16 protein-coding genes are annotated in these 22658 nt (G+C 34.5%); 4 read left to right on the top strand and 12 right to left on the bottom strand.

Annotation, left to right across the window (positions count from 1 at the left end; genetic code table 11):
- Window positions 1–74: 74 nt before the first annotated feature.
- Entirely contained in the window at window positions 75–968 is an 894-nt protein-coding gene (locus ACKX2A_RS18815; RefSeq protein WP_415326463.1) for an SMP-30/gluconolactonase/LRE family protein, read from the bottom strand.
- 263 nt (window positions 969–1231) lie between these two features.
- On the opposite strand from ACKX2A_RS18815, the gene ccoG reads away from it, so the two are divergent.
- Entirely contained in the window at window positions 1232–2674 is a 1443-nt protein-coding gene (ccoG, locus tag ACKX2A_RS18810) for a cytochrome c oxidase accessory protein CcoG (protein WP_415326462.1), read from the top strand.
- Window positions 2675–2780: 106 nt separating this feature from the next.
- On the opposite strand, the gene ACKX2A_RS18805 is transcribed toward ccoG, so the two are convergent.
- Complete coding sequence (locus tag ACKX2A_RS18805) at window positions 2781–3662, bottom strand: AraC family transcriptional regulator (RefSeq protein WP_415326461.1); 882 nt, start codon at window positions 3660–3662, stop codon at window positions 2781–2783.
- 164 nt (window positions 3663–3826) lie between these two features.
- Here ACKX2A_RS18805 and ACKX2A_RS18800 point away from each other — a divergent pair, with 164 nt between their 5' ends.
- Window positions 3827–4174, top strand: coding sequence for a MerR family transcriptional regulator (locus ACKX2A_RS18800; protein WP_415326460.1), 348 nt, complete (start codon window positions 3827–3829; stop codon window positions 4172–4174).
- A 126-nt stretch (window positions 4175–4300) separates the two neighbouring features.
- Complete coding sequence (locus tag ACKX2A_RS18795) at window positions 4301–5596, top strand: helix-hairpin-helix domain-containing protein (protein ID WP_415326459.1); 1296 nt, start codon at window positions 4301–4303, stop codon at window positions 5594–5596.
- 88 nt (window positions 5597–5684) lie between these two features.
- Here ACKX2A_RS18795 and rluF read toward each other — a convergent pair whose 3' ends face one another.
- The 6 genes from rluF to ACKX2A_RS18765 form a co-directional block, all read right to left on the bottom strand.
- Complete coding sequence (gene rluF, locus ACKX2A_RS18790; protein WP_415326458.1) at window positions 5685–6407, bottom strand: 23S rRNA pseudouridine(2604) synthase RluF; 723 nt, start codon at window positions 6405–6407, stop codon at window positions 5685–5687.
- Window positions 6407–6997, bottom strand: a complete 591-nt coding sequence (locus ACKX2A_RS18785) for a hypothetical protein (protein WP_415326457.1) — start codon at window positions 6995–6997, stop codon at window positions 6407–6409. The genes rluF and ACKX2A_RS18785 overlap by 1 nt, the downstream gene beginning before the upstream one ends.
- Before the next feature lie 2 nt (window positions 6998–6999).
- Entirely contained in the window at window positions 7000–7695 is a 696-nt protein-coding gene (truB, locus tag ACKX2A_RS18780; RefSeq protein WP_415326456.1) for a tRNA pseudouridine(55) synthase TruB, read from the bottom strand.
- A gap of 48 nt (window positions 7696–7743) precedes the next feature.
- Window positions 7744–8562, bottom strand: coding sequence for an undecaprenyl-diphosphate phosphatase (locus ACKX2A_RS18775; RefSeq protein ID WP_415326455.1), 819 nt, complete (start codon window positions 8560–8562; stop codon window positions 7744–7746).
- Window positions 8563–8651: 89 nt separating this feature from the next.
- The gene (locus tag ACKX2A_RS18770; RefSeq protein WP_415326454.1) at window positions 8652–8951 is read right to left on the bottom strand and encodes a DUF3098 domain-containing protein; all 300 of its coding nucleotides are present in this window, start codon (window positions 8949–8951) and stop codon (window positions 8652–8654) included.
- Between the two features lie 2 nt (window positions 8952–8953).
- The gene (locus ACKX2A_RS18765; RefSeq protein WP_415326453.1) at window positions 8954–9853 is read right to left on the bottom strand and encodes a cell division protein FtsX; all 900 of its coding nucleotides are present in this window, start codon (window positions 9851–9853) and stop codon (window positions 8954–8956) included.
- A gap of 92 nt (window positions 9854–9945) precedes the next feature.
- Between ACKX2A_RS18765 and rsmA the strand changes: the two genes are divergently transcribed.
- The gene (gene rsmA, locus ACKX2A_RS18760; RefSeq protein ID WP_415326452.1) at window positions 9946–10719 is read left to right on the top strand and encodes a 16S rRNA (adenine(1518)-N(6)/adenine(1519)-N(6))-dimethyltransferase RsmA; all 774 of its coding nucleotides are present in this window, start codon (window positions 9946–9948) and stop codon (window positions 10717–10719) included.
- Window positions 10720–10995: 276 nt separating this feature from the next.
- Here the strand turns inward: rsmA and ACKX2A_RS18755 are convergent, their stop codons facing one another.
- The 4 genes from ACKX2A_RS18755 to ACKX2A_RS18740 form a co-directional block, all read right to left on the bottom strand.
- Window positions 10996–13371 carry a choice-of-anchor L domain-containing protein gene (locus ACKX2A_RS18755; protein ID WP_415326451.1) on the bottom strand — a complete coding sequence of 792 codons (2376 nt, stop codon included), beginning with the start codon at window positions 13369–13371 and terminating at the stop codon, window positions 10996–10998.
- Between the two features lie 131 nt (window positions 13372–13502).
- Entirely contained in the window at window positions 13503–17102 is a 3600-nt protein-coding gene (locus ACKX2A_RS18750) for a choice-of-anchor L domain-containing protein (RefSeq protein WP_415326450.1), read from the bottom strand.
- A gap of 172 nt (window positions 17103–17274) precedes the next feature.
- Window positions 17275–19638, bottom strand: coding sequence for a choice-of-anchor L domain-containing protein (locus tag ACKX2A_RS18745; RefSeq protein ID WP_415326449.1), 2364 nt, complete (start codon window positions 19636–19638; stop codon window positions 17275–17277).
- Window positions 19639–19823: 185 nt separating this feature from the next.
- Window positions 19824–22430, bottom strand: a complete 2607-nt coding sequence (locus tag ACKX2A_RS18740) for a choice-of-anchor L domain-containing protein (RefSeq protein ID WP_415326448.1) — start codon at window positions 22428–22430, stop codon at window positions 19824–19826.
- Between the last annotated feature and the right edge of the window lie 228 nt (window positions 22431–22658).

The raw sequence follows: 22658 nt of genomic DNA, 5'->3' as shown, positions 1-22658 counted from the left end.
AAACTTACAACAATATTTTGTGTATTAAAATATTTGTGTTATTCGTGAAAAAATCAGTGCAATTTGTGTTTAAACTATTTCACACCTTTCACCTTCGTCGGTAAAGTATACACCGATTTCGAAGCAGTAATGAATAAAGTTTCGTTATTTTTTCCTCCAAACGTAACATTTGAGGTCCATTCTTCTTCAATGGGAATATGATAAATTTTCTTACCGTCTCGATTGAACACATGAACACCTTTTCCTGTTAAATATAAATTTCCGTGTTTATCAAGCGTCATTCCGTCTGAACCCATTTCGCAGAAAAGTCTCTTTTCAGATAATTTTCCTTCACCTAGAATATCATAAACGTAAGTTTTTCCAGCATCAATATCTGAAACGTATAATTTTTTAAACTTCTCACTTCCTACAATTCCGTTGGGTTGAGTGAAGGTTTCAAGTTTTGAAATTTTTCCGTCTTTATTTCTGTAATACAAACTTTTATTTGGAATTTCTTCTTTAAAATTTACCCAATAATCTCTTTTGTATAAGGGATCTGTGAAGTACATTCCGCCAAATTCGTCGTTCCACACATCATTTGGACCGTTCAATCTTTTACCTTCAAAATCTTTCAATAAAACCTGAACTTTTTTATCTTTTGAAATTTTCCAGATTTCTCCGTTATCATCCGAGCAAGTAATCAAATTATCATCTTTATCGAAATGTGTTCCGTTGGCTCTTCCTGTCTTATCCAAAAACTGAATAATTTTATTTGTTTTCCAATCCCAATAGTAAATTTTATCGTTAGGTTGATCGGTAAAATATACATTACCTTCTTTATCCGAAGACGGTCCTTCCGTAAAACTGAACTGATCCGAAACTTTTTCCGGCTTTACACCTCCATAAAACATATTATTACTATTTACTGATTTACAGCTAAATAATACTAAAATCAAACCAAGCGAACTGGTTTTTAAAATATTTTTCATTCCGCACAATTTTAAAGGGAACAATTTACGACATACATAATAAGATTCAAAGATTATTTTCTCGTTTTGATACAATAAAATAATTTTAAAAATGTCCGAATTGTACTATTTAAGATGTAGATAATATTAGTATTAAAATTGTTTAATTCAGAGCTTTGTACAGCATTAAAATTTTAAAATATTTTAATCAAAATCTTTTAAAATGAGAATTTAAACCAAATGATTTGAATTCTTGTTAAAATTTTTAATAAAACTTTAAGACGATGAGCGTACAATCCGGCAATTTTCAGGTTTCGGAAATAGATAATGAAGACTTCAGAAATTCGATAGGAACAATGGACGAAGCTGGAAAAAGGAAATGGGTTTTTCCCCGTAAGCCAAAAGGAAAATACACCAATTATAGAAATTATGTAAGTTATTTTTTACTTGTCTTATTTTTCGGATTGCCTTTCGTTAAAATTAATAATAATCCATTTTTACTTTTTAATGTCATTGATAGAAAATTTTTCATTTTCGGACAACCTTTTTATTTACAGGACTTTTTCATTTTAGCTTTAGGAGCAGTAACTTCTGTGATTTTTGTAATGCTCTTCACTGTAGTTTTTGGAAGAATTTTCTGCGGATGGCTTTGCCCCCAAACGATTTTTATGGAAAATGTTTTCAGAAAAATTGAATATTGGATTGAAGGTGACCGAAACAAACAAATGAAACTCGACAGACAAGAATGGGATTCTGAGAAAATCAGAAAAAGATTAACAAAATGGTCTGTTTTCGCTTTGATTTCAGTAATTATTACACATTTCATGTTCGCTTATATTGTTGGCTACGAAGAGGTCATAAAAATAATGCAAGAAGGTCCGATTGAAAATTTTTTAAAATTCTTAGGAATGATCGGGTTTTCTATGACTTTTTATTTTGTTTTTGCATGGCTTCGTGAGCAGGTTTGTACACTCATTTGTCCATACGGAAGGCTTCAGGGAGTATTAATTGATAAGCAAACCATCAATGTATATTATGATTTTAAAAGAGGTGAAGGGCGTTCAAAATGGAGAAATAATGAAGACAGAAAAGCTGTAGGAAAAGGCGATTGCATCGATTGTCATCAGTGTGTTGTGGTTTGTCCGACTGGAATCGATATACGAAACGGACAGCAATTGGAATGTGTAAATTGTACAGCTTGTATTGACGCATGTGATGAAGTGATGGAAAAAGTCGGTCTTCCAAAAGGCTTAATTCGTTATGCCACTGAATCTGAGATTGAAAACCAGGAAAAATTCAGGTTTACATCAAAAATGAAAGCAACGACTGCCATTTTAGCTTTATTAATCGGTTTTCTAGGATTTTTAATGTATGACAGAGGTTCAATGGAAGCCAAATTCATCAAACCTGCAGGATCAACATTTTTCATTAAGAATGGGAAAATAACGAATACTTTTATTTACACTCTTTTAAACAAATCAAATGAGCAAAAAATAGTAACCATAAAAGTCATTAGTCCTAAAAATGCAGAAATCAATTTCTTTGGTTCAGATAAAATTATTCTAAAAGGAGATCAAATTTTAAAAGGAAACATCAATATTACTTTCCCGGAAGAAGACATTAAATTTTCAAAACAAAATATGACAATCGGAGTTTTTGATGAAAAAGGGAAAATGATCGATTCGTTTGATACGATATTTGAAGGACCTTTTAAATTACTATTGTAAATTGAGAGTTGGGGGGCTTAGAGGATTAGAATTTGAGAGTTTTTGAATGAAATAATCTTTATTTGATTTAACCATTAACCAGAAACTAACAACAGTCAACCAAAAACTAAGCCTTGTATTTTTTAATAAATTGTGTGGGAGTCATTCCGGAAATTTTTCGGAATACTCTCACAAAATATGAATATTCTTCATATCCCAATCGAAAAGCTATTTCTACAAGACTCTCGTCCAAATACATCAGCATTCTTTTAGCTTCTAACACGACTCTTTCGGTAATTACTTCAGTTGCTGTTTTCTGAACAACCGTTTGGGTAATTCTATTTAAATGTTTCGAAGAGATATTCATTAAATCAGCATAAAAAGCAATTGATTTTTCTTTTGTAAAATGCTCTTCAACAAGGCTTTCAAAGTCCTGATAATGTTTAAAATAAGAAAAACTTGCTGACGATTCCGAAATATTTAATTCTTTTGAAAACTGTCTGGTTGATCGAATAAAAATCTGAGACATCAAAGAAAGAATTAAGCCTTCTTTCATTACATCCTGAATTTTATACTCTTTTTCAAGTTCTTGAAACAAATTAATATTTTTCGTTAATTCATCATCATTTAATTGAAGTTTTCTCGGAAAATTAACTGAACCAAAAAAAGGGAAATTTCTCAACTTTTGATTCACATAATGCATTTCATAAAATTCCTGCGAACAAAAGAAAATGTAGCCATCAATATCATTCGAAAGCTCCCAGCTGTGAACCTGTCCCGGAGACATAAAAAATAAACTTCCTGGAGAAACTTCATATTTTTGAAAATCTATTTCATGAGTACCATTACCGTTTGTAAAAAGGATCGTGGCGTAAAAGTCGTGGCGATGAGGTCTTTCGATATGATGATGCCCCAAAACCAAATGTTCTTTCATCCTGTTAAAATAAAAATCTGAGGCATTCTTACCCGACTGAAAAAGATCGATATGAAGTACAGAAATAGAATCCACGTGAGTTTTTATTTTAAATCAAAATTAGTGAAAACAAAAAGATTTTTCGTTCAGTAAAAAATGACTTTTATCCTTGATTTATAAAGGAAAAAATAAACATTTTGTATCTTTAAATGTTCATAAAATTTAAAAAATTTTTATCTTTGAAGATTAGGATTCGTAAAATGAAGATAAATTTACCCGATAAGCTGTATTATTCAATAGGAGAAGTTGCAAAAGCATTTGATGTAAACACCTCATTGATCCGCTATTGGGAACAGGAATTCCCGATCATCAAACCTAAAAAAAATAAAAAAGGCAACCGGTATTTTACACCTGAAGACATTAAGAATCTTCAAATTATCTATCATTTGGTGAAAGAAAAAGGTTACACACTGGATGGTGCCCGAATTGCTTTAACCACCAACAGCAAAATCTCTGAGACTGTGACTATTATCGATCGTTTGGAGTTTGTAAAAGCTGAACTTTTAAAATTAAAAGAATCTTTGACTGAAAAAGACGAAGAATATTAAAATAATTCTAAGAAAATTCCTTTTCAATTTATTTCAAAAAAGAAGAATCAACAATTTATATTCTAAAATAAAGCAATTGTAACTTACTCATTGCTAAGACTTATTATATTCATTAAGTTTACAGCGATGAAAAAAAGCTATTACCAAAAAATTGCATTCATGGGAATGATGTTGATTATTCTGTTTGCATTTCAAAAATATACGAGCAAAGAAAGAGAGGATTTTTCTAATATAAAATTCATTACAGAAAGCTCTGTTCCTTTTAATCTGGTAGAATTTGATCCAAATAATCTTGACCAAAAACAGTGGGAAAATTTAGGCTTTTCCGAAAAGCAAATTTCAACAATCCTAAAATATAAAGATGTTGTTGGCGGAAAATTTTTGTCGAAAGAACAATTCAAAAAATGTTTTGCCGTTTCTGAGGAAAAATTTAATGAGCTGGAATCATACATTTTGCTTCCGGAAACTAATAAAGAAGCGAAATCCAGTAACTTTAAAAATTTTGAAAAGACATCGATTACCATTTCCGGGAAATTCAATCCCGATCGACTTTCAGTTAATGACTGGATGAAAATGGGCTTCAGTGAAAGACAATCCGAAGCGATTTTAAAGTATAAAAGTTATTTGGGTGGCAGTTTTGTGAGTAAGGAAAAGTTTAAAGAATGTTTTATTATCAGCGATGAAAACTACAAAAAACTAGAATCATTTTTAATTCTTCCTGAAAAAACTCCTGATAAATTTAAAAGTTTTGCGAAAAATTTTAGCTCAGAGAAAATCAAAATTAAGTATCATTCTTTCGATCCTAATACATTCAATCTCAATGATTGGAAATCTTTTGGGTTTTCCGATAAACAAGCACAAACTATCGTAAATTATCGAGATCGAAATTTAAGAGGTAGCTTTAAAAATTTAGAAGATATTCAAAAATGTTTTGTCATTTCTCCTGAGAAATTTGAGGAAATGAAACCTTACATTAAACTAAATTCATCAACAATTGCAAAGAATGAACCTTTAAAAACAGAAGCAAAACAGGAAACAGATTATTCAAAAATTGATCTTAATGTAATTACTTTCAAACAACTCGTAGAATTTGGAATGGATGAAAGAGCAGCCGGTTCTATCATTGGTTTCAGAAAAAAATTGGGTGGATTTGTGAATAAAGAACAGATTTTAACGACTTATAATATTGATAAGGAATTAACTCAAAAGTTGTTGGCCATTGCTCCTTTAAACTCATCCAATGTTCCGAAATATACTTTGGTAGATGCTCCCGAAGAATGGCTGAAAAATCATCCTTACTTTAAATATTCTGCGGACAAAATAATTTTCTACAGAATCAGTGAAAAAGATGAAAAGAAAATGTGGAAACTTTTGAAAGTAAAACCGGAATATGAGGTGAGAATGAAATTGTACTTGAAGTGATGAGAGTTCATCTTTCGTAATTATATTATGTGAGATGCTTCGGCAAGCTCAATATATTTTTAAATTTTAAACTAAAACGATCAACAAATTAGTCAAACGTTTTGCTTGATCCTTCTACCAATTTATTCAAAGTTGAAAGTTCTTCATCCGTCAAATCTCTCCATTTCCCGATTGGCAAATCGAGTTTAATATTTAAGACACGAATACGTTTCAGTTTTTTCACTTCATATCCAAGATGTTCACACATTCTACGGATTTGACGGTTTAAACCTTGCGTTAAAACAATTCTGAAATTCATGTCGTCAATTTTTTCGACTTCGCATTTTTTCGTTACAGTATCTAAAATCGGAACACCGTTTCGCATTTTTTCAAGAAATCTTGGATTGATTGGTTTATCCACTCTTACGATGTATTCTTTTCCGTGATTATTTCTTGATCTAAGAATTTTATTTACAATATCACCATCGCTGGTTAAAAGTATCAATCCTTCACTAGGCTTATCGAGCCTTCCGATCGGGAAAATCCTTTTAGGATGATTAATATAGTCGATGATATTATTTTTTTCACGTTTTGTATCTGTTGTACAAACGATTCCTACAGGTTTATTGAAGGCTATATAAACGTGTTTTTCCTCCGGTTCACGGATTGGTTTTCCGTCCACTTCGATCACATCTTCATCAGAAACTTTCGTTCCCATTTCGGGCACTACTCCATTTATTTTTATCCTTCCTTCCTCCAAAAGTTTGTCCGCTGCTCTTCTTGAGCAGTATCCTACTTCCGATAAATATTTATTGATACGTGTTTTTTCCATTAATCTTCTCCGTAACCTGTATAATTTTTATTGCTGAACACTGTAATTCCGTAACTCAATCCAACAAAGACAGCACTTGAGTTTGCAAATTTATGACTTTCTAAAATAATGCCCCCTTCCTGACTTAATCTTTTTGAATAAGAAACCTGAAGTCCCAATTTTAGACCGTAAAATTTAGCATCAGAAACAGCAGAATGATTAATTTGTTTGCCATAGTTAAGATCAATAAATATCGACTCATCGCCAACATTAAACATTACTTTCGGCTGAATCACCCAATATATCAAATGAAAATTATCATCTATAAAACTATACTTCAAGCCAGATCCCAGCGCAAGATTTGGGATAAAATTATACCCCGCAACGGCTGTAATTCCATAAGTAATTTTGTTGGGTAAATAAGGAGAAACATATTGCTGATAATATGGGGAGTCTTTATTTTGGTTGTCCTTAATACTATTGCCTAAATTGTAACCCAAATTAAGGGTAGGATTGATGTAAAATCCCATTTTTTGTTTTTTGGTTTCTGCCTCTTGCGAAAAGAATCTACAACCAATAAACAGACTTAGAATTAAAAGTAAATTTTTCATAATTACTGTGAAAATCTAAAATCATTTTCCAAAAAGTTGGACGTTGCATCTTCTATCTTATAATCACCGATTTTGGTTCTTCTTAATTGCGTTAAATAAGCTCCCACACCCAATTCCTGCCCAATATCGTGAGCCAGACTTCGGATGTAAGTTCCTTTTGAACAACCTACCGTAAAACTTACCTGTGGAAGATCAATTTTAATATCTTCAATATAAAAAATTGTTGTTTTTCTGGACTTCATTTCAACTTCCTCCCCTGCTCTCGCTAGATTGTAAGCTCTTTGTCCATCAATTTTAATAGCTGAAAAAACAGGTGGTTTTTGCTCTATTTCACCAACAAATTTTTCTAAAGCATTTTTGATCTGGTCTTCGGTAATATGTGAAAAATCCTGATGAAGAATTTCAGGTTTTTCGGTGTCGTAAGATTCTGTCTGTACGCCTATTTTTATTTCCGTCCAGTATTCTTTCGGAGCATCCTGAATTTCAGGGATTTTTTTGGTGAATTTCCCACAACAAACAATTAAAAGTCCTGTCGCACGCGGATCAAGTGTTCCTGCGTGTCCGATTTTGAATTTTTTTGGTAAATTAAACTCTCTTTTGAGTTTGTATTTCATTTTATTGACTGCCTGAAAAGATGTCCAATCCAATGGTTTGTCTAATAAAAATATGTGTCCTGATTGTAAGTCTTCTGCGGTCATTAATTTATGAGAAATCTTTAATTGGTAATGAATAATTTTTTAACTAAACTATTTAAAAAAGTAAAAATAAATCAATAAAGCTAATCCAACGAAAATACGATACCAACCCCAAGGTTTGAAACCATATTTATTTAAAACTCCGATGAATGCTTTGATTGCAATTAAAGCTACGATAAATGCCACAATATTTCCAATGATGAAAATTGTAATGTGATCCTGTGAAGCCATAATCATTTCATACCCTTTTTGTGGATTTGGAGTTTCTTTACCCCACGTTTTCACAAAAACAGAATAAACTGTCACCGCCAACATTGTAGGAACTGCCAAGAAAAATGAAAATTCTGCTGCTGCTTTTCTGGTTAAGCCTTGCGCCATTCCACCAATAATGGATGCTGCACTTCTACTCGTTCCCGGCATCATTGCTAAGCATTGCCAGAATCCTATTGTAATTGCATTTCTTATCGTAATTCCTTTTTCATCATCGATTTTAGGATTTTTAAACCATTTGTCGGCAAACAATAAAACAACTCCACCTAATACTAAGACAGATGAAATAGCAATTTGATTTCCAAGAACTGCTTCAATTTTATCATCAAATAAATAGCCTAAAACCAATGCTGGAACTACTGCAAAAGCTAACTTAAAATAAAACTGTAAATTTTTTAAATCAAAGAATTTTTTCCAGTATGCCACAACGACGGAAAGAATAGCTCCAAACTGAATTGAAACCTGAAACATTTTTAAAAATTCTGTTTCTTCCAAGCCCATTAGATTTGCAGTGAAACCCATGTGAGCGGTTGAGGAAATTGGAAGATATTCCGTTAATCCTTCAATAATGGCAATGATGATTGCTTTGATTAAATCCATAATTTATTTAAAATTAAAAGATTAAGAAATTAAGAGATTTAGATCTATCTAAATTTCTTAATTCCTTAATCCTTAAATAAAATTTATATTTATTTTCTTTTTAAAATCGCATATCCTTCGATGACAAAACCTATCACGACAAACAAAGGCGCAATTCTGATTCTGCGGATGGAAAAAATTCCGTCGTTCCAGGAATTTGGATCAAATTTTCCGTCGACAGTATTCGCGTCTGGTCCTATCATCAAAAGGAAACCGACAAGAATAAATGCCAAACCAATAAGCATCCACTTAAAGTTTTCTTTTCCGAAGTAAAACGTATTTTCCTGAACTTCAGGTGTTGTTTCTTTTCCGAAATTATCAGCGGAAAATTTATTTGTTTTTTTGCTCATTTTTAAGAGTAATATAAGTCGTCAACGTTAGATCTTAAGAATCTCCAGGTTGCAATTACTGTACTTAAAACAGTGATGAAAATTCCCACTCCCAATACTAAAATTACCAACCAGAAATATTGATTTGTATCCTGAACGAATGCAGATCCTATCTGACTTGTAAAGTAATACCAAACTCCAAATAATGCTAAAAGTCCGATTCCTGAACCGATAGCTCCTAAAACAACCGCTTCAACAATAAATGGCTTCAGGATGAATCTTCTCTTTGCACCTACCAACTGCATGGTTTTAATGATAAATCTTTTCGAAAATATTTTCAGACGAATAGAGTTATTAATCAAAACAACGGCTAGGATTAAAAATAATATAGAAAAACCTAAAATCCATTTAAGAATTCTACTTAGATTATTGTAAACATCTACCATTAAGGTACTGTCATTCTTCACTTCTAAAATTCCGGGAACAGCTTGAATGGCCTTAATCGCCTGATCGATCTTTGCTGGATCTACGTATTCCGGTTTTAAAGCCACTTCAATAGATGACGGGAAAATATTTTCTTCGAAAAGCGCATCTGTATCGATTCCCATACTTTTTTTAGCTTCTTTTGCTGCCATTTCTCTTGAAATGAAAGTCGCTTTTTTTACAGGAGCCAATGTCTGGATTTCTTTGAAAATCTCAGCTTCCATCTTTGCAATTTTTGCAGAGTCTTTTGCATTATAGTTTTCATCAAAGTAAGCATTTACAACGAGCTGTTCTTTGATATAGTCAGAATATTTCTGGGCATTAATTAAAATAAGTCCCATTAATCCTAACAAAAATAACACTAAGGCAATACTTATTACTACTGTAATATTGCTAGACCTAAGCCTTTTCTTATTAAACTCATCTACCGATTTAGCCATTAATATTAAAATTTTTGGCTAAAATAGAAAAAATCTTCCGAAATTTGGGAACGAAAAAGAGAAAATCACTGTTAATAAAATCATAAAAAACATTGAGTGTAAAAGCAAAAAAGCATCTTGGTCAACACTTTTTGACGGATGAAAACATCGCAAGAAAAATCGTAGAAGGTCTTAGTTTTGAGAGCTATCAGAATGTCATGGAGGTAGGTCCCGGAATGGGCGTTCTTACTAAATATCTGTTGGAAAAAGACCAAAATGTTTACCTTGCAGAAATCGATAATGAATCGATTGAATACCTTAAAAATAATTATTCTAAAGTAACGGAAGACACTTTTGTAGGTGACTTCCTGAAACAGGATTTTGAATTTACTAAAGGTGAACAAATCGCCATTATCGGAAACTTTCCTTATAATATTTCTTCGCAGATCTTATTCCAGATTGTGGATCATTATGAATTGATTCCCGAGATGGTGGGAATGTTTCAAAAAGAAGTTGCAGAAAGGACAGCGGCTGTTCCAAGAACGAAAGATTATGGAATTCTTACGGTTCTTATTCAGGCTTATTATGATACTTCGTATTTATTTACGGTACATGAAAATGTATTCAACCCACCACCGAAAGTAAAATCGGGAGTGATTCGTTTGACGAGAAACCCTAAAGAAGGATTAACTGGAAATGAGGTTTTATTTAAACAAATTGTAAAAGCAGGGTTTAATCAAAGAAGAAAAAAACTGTCGAATGCTCTGAAAATTTTGAATATTCCTGAGCCTTTGAAAACTCATGAGTTTATGGATAAAAGAGCGGAGGAACTGAGTGTTGCGGATTTTATTTCTTTTACTCAGTTGTGGAAGGAGAATGTTTCTTAAACACAGATAGACCATTTGGATGGCTTTTAAACTTTTAAATGGGCTTCCTTCGACATGCTCAGTATAAAAAAACCTATTCCTATTGAATGGAAATTGTTCGTTTAAAATATTAATTGAATAATTCTTTTTTAATATTAATTAAAAGCTTTGCCGAGATTCCTACGGAATGACAAACTAGAATTATATTTTCTTTATTAATAACAAGAAAATCAAATAATAAAAAAAGCCTTTCAAAATTAATTGAAAGGCTTTTTTTGGTTGCATTATCGATTATAATTATTCTCTGTTTTTAAGCATGATCCAACCAGATTGGCTCATGTTTGCTTTTGACTTCGGATACTGGAAGTTGAACTTGTACCAGTATGTTGCAGTTGGTAATTTCTTACCTCCTACTGTTCCGTTCCAAATTGGATTTTCTTTTGAGAATCTGAACATTTCAGAACCGTATCTGTCATAAATAGATCCTGTAAAGTTTTTGAATTCTCCAAGAGCTGTAAGATCTAATGTATCGTTGATACCATCTTGGTTTGGTGTAATGATATTCGAAATATGAAGTGTAAAGAATTCTAATGCTCCAACGCAATGAGTTCCTTTGGTTCTTACCTGAATATGATATGTTGTATTATTCTGAAGACCCGTAAATATATTTGAATCCTGCCAAGAAATTCCTCCATCATTAGAATATTCTGCTGTCTGAGGAATATTATTAATCATAGGAACTTCTGCTGTAACCGTTAATGTGTTATTGCTGTAATCAATATTAGAAACGTATGGAGAAGCTGCTGCTAAAACTTTAGCTGTGAAGATTTTCTCACAATATCCGTTTTTAATTTTTACTGTATAAATACCTAATTCACCTACGTTGATCGTCTGCGTAACCTCTCCTGTACTCCACAAATAAGTGTAGTTTGGTCCTGCCCCTGCATCAAGAGTTACTCTGTCTCCCTGACAAATTTCTACATCTTTTAATGGAGAAGTAAGCTCCGGAACAACTTCTACGGTAATCTTTGCAGGCTGCAAAGACTTACATCCTTTCGGGCCTAATGCATATACTGTGAATGTTGTCGTATTATAAACCGTTGCAGATTGTGTATTTCCTGTTCCAGGGAAGTTTGACCAAAGATAAGTTGTACCTCCTGTTGCTGTAAAATCAACTGTCTCTCCAGGGCAAACTTTTAATTTTGATGCTACTAAGTGAGCTGTTGGGGTTGCTTCTTTTAGCAATTTTAATTCGATCATTTTACTACAGAAACCACCATTGGAAACTACAACATATAAAATTTGTCCGTCATTACCATTATAATGTAAAATATCCTGGATGTAATCAGCATTTTGAGCTATAGCATCAGCCTGATCTTCATAGAAATGGAATACCGCTCCCGGAGTTGTACTGATTGACGCCATTGCATCGGTTAAGTCAAACCAAGTAACGTCTGTTGTTGTACAGAGCAATAAACTTGCATCTACAGCAGAAGGTGTCGTTCCTCCGTTAATTTTAATATTTGCTTTACCCGGACAAGGATTTCCAGGGAAGCTTACCTGAATTTCGTAGTTTCCAGGTTGTGTAGCAGTGATTGTAGGTGTAGTTGCTCCCTGAACAGCAACACCATTATAGAACCACTGATATGTCATATTCGGATCATTTACAGAAGCTGTAATTGTTTGCGGAACATTATCACAAACGTTAATTTCTTCCGGTAAAGTAGCTCCAGAAGGGTCTAATAATTCAACACCAATGTTAAAAGATCCACCTTCTAAGAAAACTGCAGAGTCATAGCTGCTGTCTAATGCATCTGCCAAGACCATTTTAAAGTGATAAGTAATACCCGGCGTTACAGTAGCTGTAGCTTGTAAAGGAACTGTTCTACCATTAAAGTTGGTTTCAATAGCTGCTGTATTGTACCCTCCAAAAAAAGTAGGGTTTGCAGCACCACAATATAGGGCTCCACCTCCAAACATAGTATCCGGGTGAATATTAGTAACACTTACAGGTCCTGTTCCCGGAGCAGGCAATACTGCCATATTTACGTAAGGAGCCGTAGATCCTACTGGTTTTAATAATAATGCAAAAGCATCTGAAAAGCTACAAGGGAAAGACGTTGTATATTCTTCTGAAGCAAATAAATAATTAAATTTTACCTGACTTGATGTTGGTACGAAATCAAATTCCAAAATAACTGCGTCATTTAAGTTACCTGAAGGGTTTGTAGCTGCTACAAGGTCAGGATCACTTCCTGTTGGCAAATCATCACCAAGAGTACTTGAAATGTATGAATTTCCGGCTTTGTTTACATATCCTGTAGAAAGTACAATTCCATCTTTGAAAGGAAAATTGGTAGTCCCTTTGTGAAAATATCCCCAAGATCTGTTGGCGTCTGTTGCCGGTAAATTTGGACTTACCTGAACATTGGATACATTGGGAGTAACACAAGAGTTTGTTCCGGAAGAAATCAGTACATCTTTTACCAATTGTAAAGGTGCGTAAGCTGATGCCGGATAACTTGGCGCATTCACATCAATAAAAGTTCCTGCTTTCATCGTTAAAGAAGAAGGCTTTTCAACTTGTGGCTTTCTGGGCTTAATATTTTGTGAATAAAAGAGACTCGAGGACGAGACCGCGAAAAAAGAAAACAATAGTAGATATCTCTTCATAATAATTTTGTTTTAACAAATTTAATTTTTTTTTGAATAAATCACATATATATTTCACTTTTTTTACGATAAAAAAAAGCCCCCAGATAAAACCAGAGGCAATTATATTAATTCACAGAAAGATTATTTATTTAATCTCTATTTTTCAGTAATATCCATCCATTGCGAAGTTCAAGTTTCTTGCTTGCAGGATTTTCCCACTGTACTTTGTACCAATATGTAGCTGTTGGAATACTAAGACTATTTCTCATCATTCCGTTCCAAATAGTCTCTGTTTTGCTTGCTTTAAACATCTCCTGACCATATCTGTCGAAGATAGATGCTGCAAAATTATTGTACTTGCTAATACCTGTAAAATCTATCACATCATTCTTCCCATCAGAATTCGGAGTAATTGCATTCGAGATGATAAATGTGAAGTATTCTAATGTTGTACTACATTTTGCATCTTTTACTCTTACCATCAAATTATAACTTGTATTATCCAAAACATTATAAAAAATATTTGAATTTTGCCAAGTAAGACCTCCATCAATCGAATACTCTAATATTCCACCTGCCGGATTTGTTGTTGATAATGTTAATATATGATTTTCATAAGTAATATTATTAAACTGTGGCAATGTAGGATTGATTAACTGAGCTGTAAAGACTTTAGAGCAGGTTCCGTTACTAATCGTTACAGAATACGTTCCCGGAACATTTACAGAAATAGTCTGCGTTGTTGCTCCATTGCTCCATAAGTAAGTATAATTTGGTCCTGTACTCGCTGCACCGGCATCTAAAATTCCGAAATCTCCGGCACACACATATACATCCTGCAATGTAGAAACAATAGCCGGTACAACTTCAATCGAGATACAAGTTGGATTAGCAACCTTACAACCATTTCCTCCTAAAGCATATACACAGTATTGCTGCGGATTTGTTGTAGGTGTTACAACCTGTGTATTTCCGTTTCCTGTAAGACCAACCCACTCGTAAGTGACACCACCTGAAGCAGTAAGGGTAACAGATTCTCCTGCACAGATTTTAGATTTTGAAGCCGCTAAAATTGCAACCGGAGGTCCAACAACAATTGTAATCGTTGCCGGTGTAGCAGAAACACAACCATTTGCACCCACCGCGAAAACAGTATAAGTTGTCGTCGTTGTAGGAGAAACAATCTGAGTATTTCCGTTTCCGGTAAGACCTGTCCAGTTATAAGTTGCACCACCTGTAGCTGTTAAAGTAACAGATTCTCCAGGACATATTTGTGGAAATGTGGAAGTAACTCCCGCTACCGGAAGAGTCGTATTCTGAGTAACAGTAACGTTTGCTGTGTATGTACAATTTAAATTTCCGGGTTGATTAACATTGGTTACCGTTAATGTATAAACTCCTCCCGAATTCACAACCGGAGTTAAAGTATTAGCTCCTGAAACTATATTTCCTGTACCTGCAGTCGTCCATGCAATTGTAGAGCCTGTTGGAATTACAGATGTAGATGCATTTAATGTAATTTGATTTGTTGTACAAGTAATTTGTCCCGGAGGCGCAATCGTTAAAGTCGTTTGCGGTGTTGATAATAATTGTAATGTCACCACGTAGCTACATCCTCCATTTTTTACTAAAACATAAATTGTTTGTCCACCTGGACTATTGAAGTTAGCCGGGTTTCCAATCGTATTATTATTTTGAGCATTTGCATCAGCTTGATTTAAATAATATGCAAAAGTAACACCTCCCGCAGTTGTAATCTGAGTCTGAGCTTCAGTTAAATCATAATTGATACCACCTGTCTGATAACACTTAAACAAAGTAGCATTCTGAACAGTAATCGGTTGCGAAACCTGAATGGTAATCGTTGCCGGATTCTGAGACACACAACCATTTGCACCAACAGCTGTTACTGTATACGTTGTGTTTGTAGTAGGCGATACAGTTTGCGTATTTCCTGTTCCCGGTAAACCAACCCAGTTATAGGTTGCTCCACCTGTAGCCGTTAAAGTAACAGATTCACCTGCACAGATTAGAACTTTAGAAGCCGTTAAGCCCGTTGTTGGTGGCGCACTGTCTCCTGTTACTGTTACGTTTGCAGTAGCAGTACAAGTTAAATTTCCAGGTTGATATGTATTTGAAATTGTTAAAGTATAAGTTCCCGCAGCATTTACGACAGGCGTTAAAGTATTCGCTCCTGAAACAATATTTCCGTTTGTAGTTGTCCACGCAAAAGTAGCTCCTGTAGGATAAACTGATGTTGATGCATTTAAAGTAATCTGCGAATTAGTACACGTTAATTGTGTAGGTGGAGCAATCGTAGCTGTCATTTGAGGAGCTTTAATTAGCTGAAGTTCCGCAACTTTAGAACAAAAACCGCTTTTTACCGAAACATAAACCGTTTGTCCTGCACTTTGGAAAGTGGTAGGATTCGGGATTGTATTTGTATTTCCGGCCAAAGCATCCGCCTGAGTGAGATAATAGGCAAAAGTTGCACCCGGCGTTGTGCTGATTGATCCTTGAGCCGATGTTAAATTAAATATAGCATTACCTGTTACATAACAAGCAGTTAAAGTAGCATTCTGCACGGTAGGCGAAGTTCCACCGACAATAGTAATACTTGCTGTTCCCGGACATGTATTTCCCGGTAAAAACACCTGAACTGTATAGACTCCCGGTTGCGTTGCAGTGTAACTTGCATTGGTTGCACCTGGAATTGGGGTTGTTCCCAGTAACCATTGATACGTTGCGCCACCACCCTGAACAGACGCAGTGAAAGTCTGAGGTGCATTATCACAAACATTAATAGATGAAGGAAGTGCAACTCCCGCCGGATCCAAAAGCTGAACTCCGATATCAAAAGAACCAGCCTCAAGGAAAACCGCAGAGTCGAAATTGGAATCCTGATAATCTGCCAAAACCATTTTAAAATGATAAGTCTGCCCAGGAATTACAGTTGCAGTTGCCGTTAACGGAACCACACGTCCATTGAAATTGGTTTCTATATTTGATGTATTGTAACCTCCAAAATAAGTTTCGTTTACCGCGCCACATCCTACTCCTGTTGTTATCGCAGGGTGAATATTGGTAACACTTACATTACCCCCTGTCGGTAAAACAGCAAGGTTTGTATAGGTAGGGTCGGTTGCTTTTTTCAATAATAATGCAAATCCGTCACCAATTGTACAAGGATAATCCAGTTGATATTCTTTCGATGCAAATAAATATCTGAATGTAACTTTGGTAGAGGCAGGAACAAAATCAAATTCAATATAACTTGCGTCTTTTAATTGATTGTTTGGAATTCCTAAAGCTGTTGCCAAATCTACATCTCCTTGTACAGGAAGGCCATCACTTAAAGTTGCCTGAAAATTATTTCCAGCTTTTCTTGCATATCCTGTTGTAAGAACGATCCCTTTAGCAAAAGGAAAATTGGTCGTTGCTTTATTAAAATATCCCCAGCTTCTGTTCTGGTCACTTGTAGGTAAATCTGGAGAAACATGTACGTTCGTTACATTGGCAGCAGAACACGTAGATCCACCGCTAATAAGAACATCTTTTACCAATTGTGTAATACCGTAGTTGGATTCCGGATATCCGGCAGCATTCACATCAATAAAAGCTCCGGCTTTCATACTCTGAGCTGTAGGTTTTGAAATAATACCTTTGCGATCTCTGTTCTGCGCAAAAACAAGATTTCCTACAATCATTAATAAAGCCAAAAATAAACTTCTTGTCCTCCTATTTAACATTTTATATTATTTTAAACAAAAATACTATTTTTTTTGATTGAATTTTAATTCAAATGAAATTACATTATTACTAATACAACTCAAATTATATTAAAATATCAATTTTAGTTTTAATTAAAAAACGAAAAAAAGGCCAACAAATTGTCAGCCTTTTTAGTATTATTTAAGTATCTTATTCAATATTCTTTAGCAAGATCCATCCGGTTTTTAATGCCGTTTTCTTACTTGCAGGATCTTCAAAACTTACCTGATACCAATAAGAAGCAGTCGGAAGCTTTTTACCTTGGAAGTATCCATCCCAATATGGAGTTAAGCTGCTTGCTTTATACACTTCTTTACCATATCTATCAAAGATTGATGCTTTGAAATCTTTGTACTGAACAACTCCTCTCAAATCAATAATATCATTGATGTTATCTCCGTTTGGAGTAATTACATTCTGCATTACAAATGTGAAATATTCAAGGAATCCTACACAACTTGTTTTTTTCACTCTCACTCTTATAGAAACAATAATATTTCTAGGAACATTCGTAAATGTATTTGAATTTTGCCATGTAACTCCGTTATCAATAGAATATTCTAGTGGTCCGTTACTTGGATTGCTTGCTGTAAGAATCATTGTTCCGTTTTCATTGTAATTTACATTGATGATTTCTGGAATAATTGCCTGAATCACCTGTGTTGTATAAACTTTTGAACAAACTCCATTATTAATTGTTACAGAATAAGTTCCTGGAGTACCCACTGTAATTGTCTGGCTAAGATCTCCGGTATTCCAAGTATAGTGATAGTTGGGTCCAGAACCAGCATCTAAAGTGATAGTGTCTCCTGTACAAATCATACCTCCTGAAAGGTTTGAAGTGATTGCAGGTACGACTTCTACAATAATTGAAGCTGGTTGTAGAGATTTACATCCCTGAGCTCCGATTGCATACACAGTATATGTTGTTGTCTGAGTAGGAGAAATTATTTGCGATGCACCTGTTGTTGATGAATTCGACCATTGATAAGTAACTCCTCCTGACGCTGTAAGTGTTGTAGATTCGCCTGCGCAGATTTTCACTTTGGTTGCAGCAAGCTGAGCGATAGGTGTTGCTTCTTTTCTCAATGTTAAAGTTACCATCTTACTACAGAAAGCACCATTGGAAACCACAACGTATAAAACCTGATTATCTGTACCGTTATAACTGTTAAGCTGCGCCGTAGTAAGGTAGTTTGAATTCTGAGCAATCGCATCATTCTGATTTATATAGTAACGAACGATAGCTGTTGTAGAAGATGTAATAAGTGGTGTCGCATCATTTAAATTAAATGTAAATAGAGAAGGTGTTGTACAAAGTTTTAAAGTTGCATTCTGAGCAGGAGGTGTTGTCCCTCCTATAATAGTTACTGTTGCAGTTTGGCAATTAGTTCCCCCTACAAAAGTTCTTACAGTATAAACACCTGGCTGAGTAGCTGTGTATGTTGCGCTTGTAGCCCCCACAATTGCAACATCATCTTTATACCATTGGAAAGTCATTCCGGGAACGGCTGCAATTTGAGCTTTTAAAAGTTTTGGGGTGTTATCGCACATATTCACTGTAGTTAACGGATTTCCACCGCTGTCTACAATTGTCATCCCAATATCGAATGATCCTCCCTGAAGAAATACCGCTGAATCGTAGTTTGTATCAGAAGCATCTGCCAATACCATTTTAAAATGATAAGTTTGCCCCGGAATTACAGTCGCTGTAGCCGTCAAAGGAATCGTTCTACCATTGAAATTTGTTTCAATATTCGCGGTATTTAGTCCTCCAAAATAAGCTTCATTAATTGGCCCACATGTAAAACCATTTCCTGCAGGAACAATGTTCGTTACACTTACAGGTCCCGCGGTTCCCGGCAAAACTGCCATATTTGTATAAGTAGGATCTCCCACTTTTTTTAATAATAAAGCAAATCCGTCTGAAAAAACTCCACAAGGGAAATCTGAAGTGTATTCTTCCGAAGCAAAAAGATAATTAAATTTTACCTGAGTACTATTGGGAACGAAATCAAATTCAATAAAAACAGCATCTTTAAGCGGTGCCAAAGGATTGATTGCCGTAACCAAATCTGGATCGCTTACTGTAGATCCCGGTACAGTATCACCAAGATTTCCTTCCAAAGCATTTCCTGCTCTTCTGGCCTTACCCGTTACTAAGACAACTCCGTCGGTAAAAGGAAAATTGGTTGTTCCTTTATGAAAATACCCCCATGCTCTTTCCGCATCTGTAGCTAATTGATTGGGTGAAACTGTAACATTTGTAACGTTTGCCACAGCACAACTTGAACCTCCTGATATTAAAACATTTTTTACAAGCTGTTCAATATTATAACTTGACGGAGTATAAGATGGGACATTCACATCAATAAATGCTCCGGCTTTCATACTTGCACTGGTATATTTTTCAGGTGAAGCCTTTTTTCTCGGTGCTTTTTGCGCAAGAGCCGACCCTGAAACTAAAAATAATAGCGAAGATAAGAAGTAGTTTTTTAGTCTATAATTTAACATTTTGTTGTTGTTTGTTCAAAAATACTACTTTTTTAAATTAAAATTAAATGAAAACTTGCTAAATATTCGATAATAATTTAATTTATTTTAAATCCTAATAAATATTAGATAATATATCTACATAAAAAAGAAAGAAGACTAAAAAAATATTAGTCTCCTTTCATCAAATCATTGTTAAATTTATATTATTCTCTATTTTTCAGTAAAATCCATCCAGTTTTAATAATGGGTTGTTTTATCGCAGGATCGTCATAATTTATCTGATACCAATAAGAAGAAGTAGGTAGTGGTCTGCCTAAATAGAAGCCATCCCATTTTGTTTTATTTTTTTCAGTTTTAAAAACTTCTTTTCCGTAACGATCAAAAATCACAGCTTTAAATTTATCATATTTACTAATTCCGCTAAAATCAATAAAATCATTTATTCCATCTCCGTTCGGAGTGATAATGTTATTCATTACGAAAGTGAAATAATCTAAAACTCCCACACAACTTGTACGTTTAATTTTCACCTGAATTACCAGCCATGTATTTTTAAGCACATTGGTAAAAGTATTAGACGTTTGCCATGTTACCCCTCCATCTATAGAATATTCTAGTTCTCCGTTACTTGGATTGCTTGCTGCAATGGTAAGTAATCCGTTATTATAATCTACTTTTGTAATCTGTGGAACAATCGCCTGAGTAACTTGTGCTGTAAAAGTCTTAGAACAAAAACCATTGTTTATCGTTACAGAATAGGTTCCTAATGAATTAACCATAATGCTCTGTGTTGTCGCACCATTACTCCATAAATAAGTATAATTTGGCCCTGAACCGGCATCTAATACAATATTATCTCCAGGACAAATCTGTCCGCCTTTAAGATCCGAAACAATTGCAGGAATCACATGGATGGTAATAGTTGCAGGAGCAGAAGTACATCCGTTTAATCCTGTACCCGTTACTGAATACGTTGTTGTAGCCGTAGGAGAAACTGTCTGAGTATTCCCTGTTCCCGGCAGACCTGCCCAAGAATAACTTATCCCTCCCGACGCTGTGAGCTGAACAGATTCTCCAAGACAAATAGTAAGCTGCGGAGCCGTAATCCCAATGATAGGGAGAGTTTTATTTTCTGTAACATTTATTGAAGCAACCGAAGTACAAGAATTTCCCGGTAAACTGATGGTGAGAGTATAAGTGCCTGCGCCATCAACTGTAGGTGTTAAAGTATTGCCCCCCGAAACAATATTTCCTCCTCCGGACGCGCTCCAATTAAAAATTGCATTTGCCGGGCGGACAGAAGCTGTTGCATCTAATAAGATTTCAGGAACAAGGCATGTAATATCCTGACTTTGTGGAGCAATACTTGCAACAATCTTCGAAGCTGTTACAAGCTCTAGTTTTGCCATATTCGAACATACTCCGTTTGATATATTTACATACACAGTCTGATTATATGATGTTGTGAAAGCTGTAGGATTGGGATAATTATTTCCATTTCCAGCAATTGCATCCGAAGCAAATTGATAATATTTAAAAACCATTCCCGGGATCGAACTCATATCAGACTCTGCCGAAGTGAGATCAAATGTTGTTGTTGCCCCTTGATAACATTCAGTTAATATTGCATCATGAACTACAGGAGTTGTACTTCCAACAATAGTAACTTTTGATTTGCCGGGACATGGTAGCCCAGGAAAAGAAACCTCAACTTCGTAATCCCCAGGTACTGTAGCTATATAAGTATTCGTAGATGCACCCGCTATAGGATTACCATCCAAAAACCATTGATACGTCATACCCGGAATGGATGCAGTCTGTGCAATCAGAGTTTTAGGATTACCATCACACATAGGAACCGGGTTTGGCAATACAATACCACTTCCATCTACGATAGAAACTCCAAGATTAAAAGAATCTCCCTGCAAAAAAACAGCAGTATCAAAACTTAGATCTTTGGCATCTGCCAAAACGATTTTGATATGATACGTTTCTCCAGGTATCACATTTGCATAAGCTATCATAGGAAATAATCTACCCTTGAAATTTGTTTCTGTATGAGCCAAATTGTGTCCATAAAAAAACTGTTCATTAATGGGACCACAACCATAATTCACAGGAACAATATTAGTAACTTTTACGGGTCCTGCACCGCCTGGTAAAAGGGCCATATTTTGATACATTGACGAAGGATCTGCTGTTTTTTTCAGCAAAATAGCGAAAGTATCCGAAAAATTTCCACATGGAAATCCTGTCTGATATTCTTCAGAAGCCAGAAGATAATTGAAGCTGATATTATAAGAAGTGGCCACAAAATCGAATTCTAATGCAATTGCGTCATGCAGTTGCTGTCCTGGGTTTGTAGCCGCAACAAGATCTGCATCGCTCGCAAACATATTCATCCAGTCATTAAGCCCTGTAAGAAAGCTGTTTCCTGTTTTTTTTGCCTGCCCTGTACTTAGAACAATTCCGTCTTCAAAAGGAAAATTGGTCGTTCCTTTATGAAAATATCCCCATTGTCTACTTGTGCTGGTTACCAATTGATTGGGAGTTACCTTTGCATTAAAAATATTAGGTACGGTGCATGTATTTGAAGTTTTTACAAAAACATTTTCCACCAATTGCTGAGGTGTGTACCCAGATTCAGGATAAGGCGGAACATTTACATTGATAAAATTTCCAGCTTTTTTACTAATACTTACATCTTTTTCAGATTGATTATTTTTGGGATCTATTTGCGAAAAAACAGAAACAGGAACAAGAAGGAGCAATAAAAATAAAAGGTATTTTTTTAATCTATAATTCAACATTTTTGTTATTATTTCCACATAAATAATAAAAATAATTGTTTACGTTTAAATTATATTTAATAATTAAATTCATGGTTAAACCTTTATTTTTTTTTAGTTCAAAACATAAAAAGAGAAATAAATAAACCTCAAAAAGACATATCCAAAATATTGTACAAAAAAAATCACCATTTTAGAAAGATTCTAAAATAGTGACATATTATTTTTTAAGCTTAATTTTAAATAAAA

The organism is Chryseobacterium sp. MMS23-Vi53, assembly GCF_047651245.1.
In the GTDB taxonomy this organism is placed as follows: Bacteria; Bacteroidota; Bacteroidia; order Flavobacteriales; family Weeksellaceae; genus Chryseobacterium.
Note: the sequence above shows the minus strand (reverse complement) of the source record. Positions and strands in the feature narration are given on the sequence as shown.

Coding starts and splice junctions, on each gene's coding strand:
- ACKX2A_RS18765 (WP_415326453.1), bottom strand. CDS start 9,853: ATGGCTAAATCGGTAGATGAGTTTAATAAGAAAAGGCTTAGGTCTAGC.
- ACKX2A_RS18795 (WP_415326459.1), top strand. CDS start 4,301: ATGAAAAAAAGCTATTACCAAAAAATTGCATTCATGGGAATGATGTTG.
- ACKX2A_RS18815 (WP_415326463.1), bottom strand. CDS start 968: ATGAAAAATATTTTAAAAACCAGTTCGCTTGGTTTGATTTTAGTATTA.
- ccoG (WP_415326462.1), top strand. CDS start 1,232: ATGAGCGTACAATCCGGCAATTTTCAGGTTTCGGAAATAGATAATGAA.
- ACKX2A_RS18800 (WP_415326460.1), top strand. CDS start 3,827: ATGAAGATAAATTTACCCGATAAGCTGTATTATTCAATAGGAGAAGTT.
- ACKX2A_RS18785 (WP_415326457.1), bottom strand. CDS start 6,997: ATGAAAAATTTACTTTTAATTCTAAGTCTGTTTATTGGTTGTAGATTC.
- rluF (WP_415326458.1), bottom strand. CDS start 6,407: ATGGAAAAAACACGTATCAATAAATATTTATCGGAAGTAGGATACTGC.
- ACKX2A_RS18750 (WP_415326450.1), bottom strand. CDS start 17,102: ATGTTAAATAGGAGGACAAGAAGTTTATTTTTGGCTTTATTAATGATT.
- ACKX2A_RS18770 (WP_415326454.1), bottom strand. CDS start 8,951: ATGAGCAAAAAAACAAATAAATTTTCCGCTGATAATTTCGGAAAAGAA.
- truB (WP_415326456.1), bottom strand. CDS start 7,695: ATGACCGCAGAAGACTTACAATCAGGACACATATTTTTATTAGACAAA.
- ACKX2A_RS18755 (WP_415326451.1), bottom strand. CDS start 13,371: ATGAAGAGATATCTACTATTGTTTTCTTTTTTCGCGGTCTCGTCCTCG.
- ACKX2A_RS18745 (WP_415326449.1), bottom strand. CDS start 19,638: ATGTTAAATTATAGACTAAAAAACTACTTCTTATCTTCGCTATTATTT.
- ACKX2A_RS18775 (WP_415326455.1), bottom strand. CDS start 8,562: ATGGATTTAATCAAAGCAATCATCATTGCCATTATTGAAGGATTAACG.
- ACKX2A_RS18740 (WP_415326448.1), bottom strand. CDS start 22,430: ATGTTGAATTATAGATTAAAAAAATACCTTTTATTTTTATTGCTCCTT.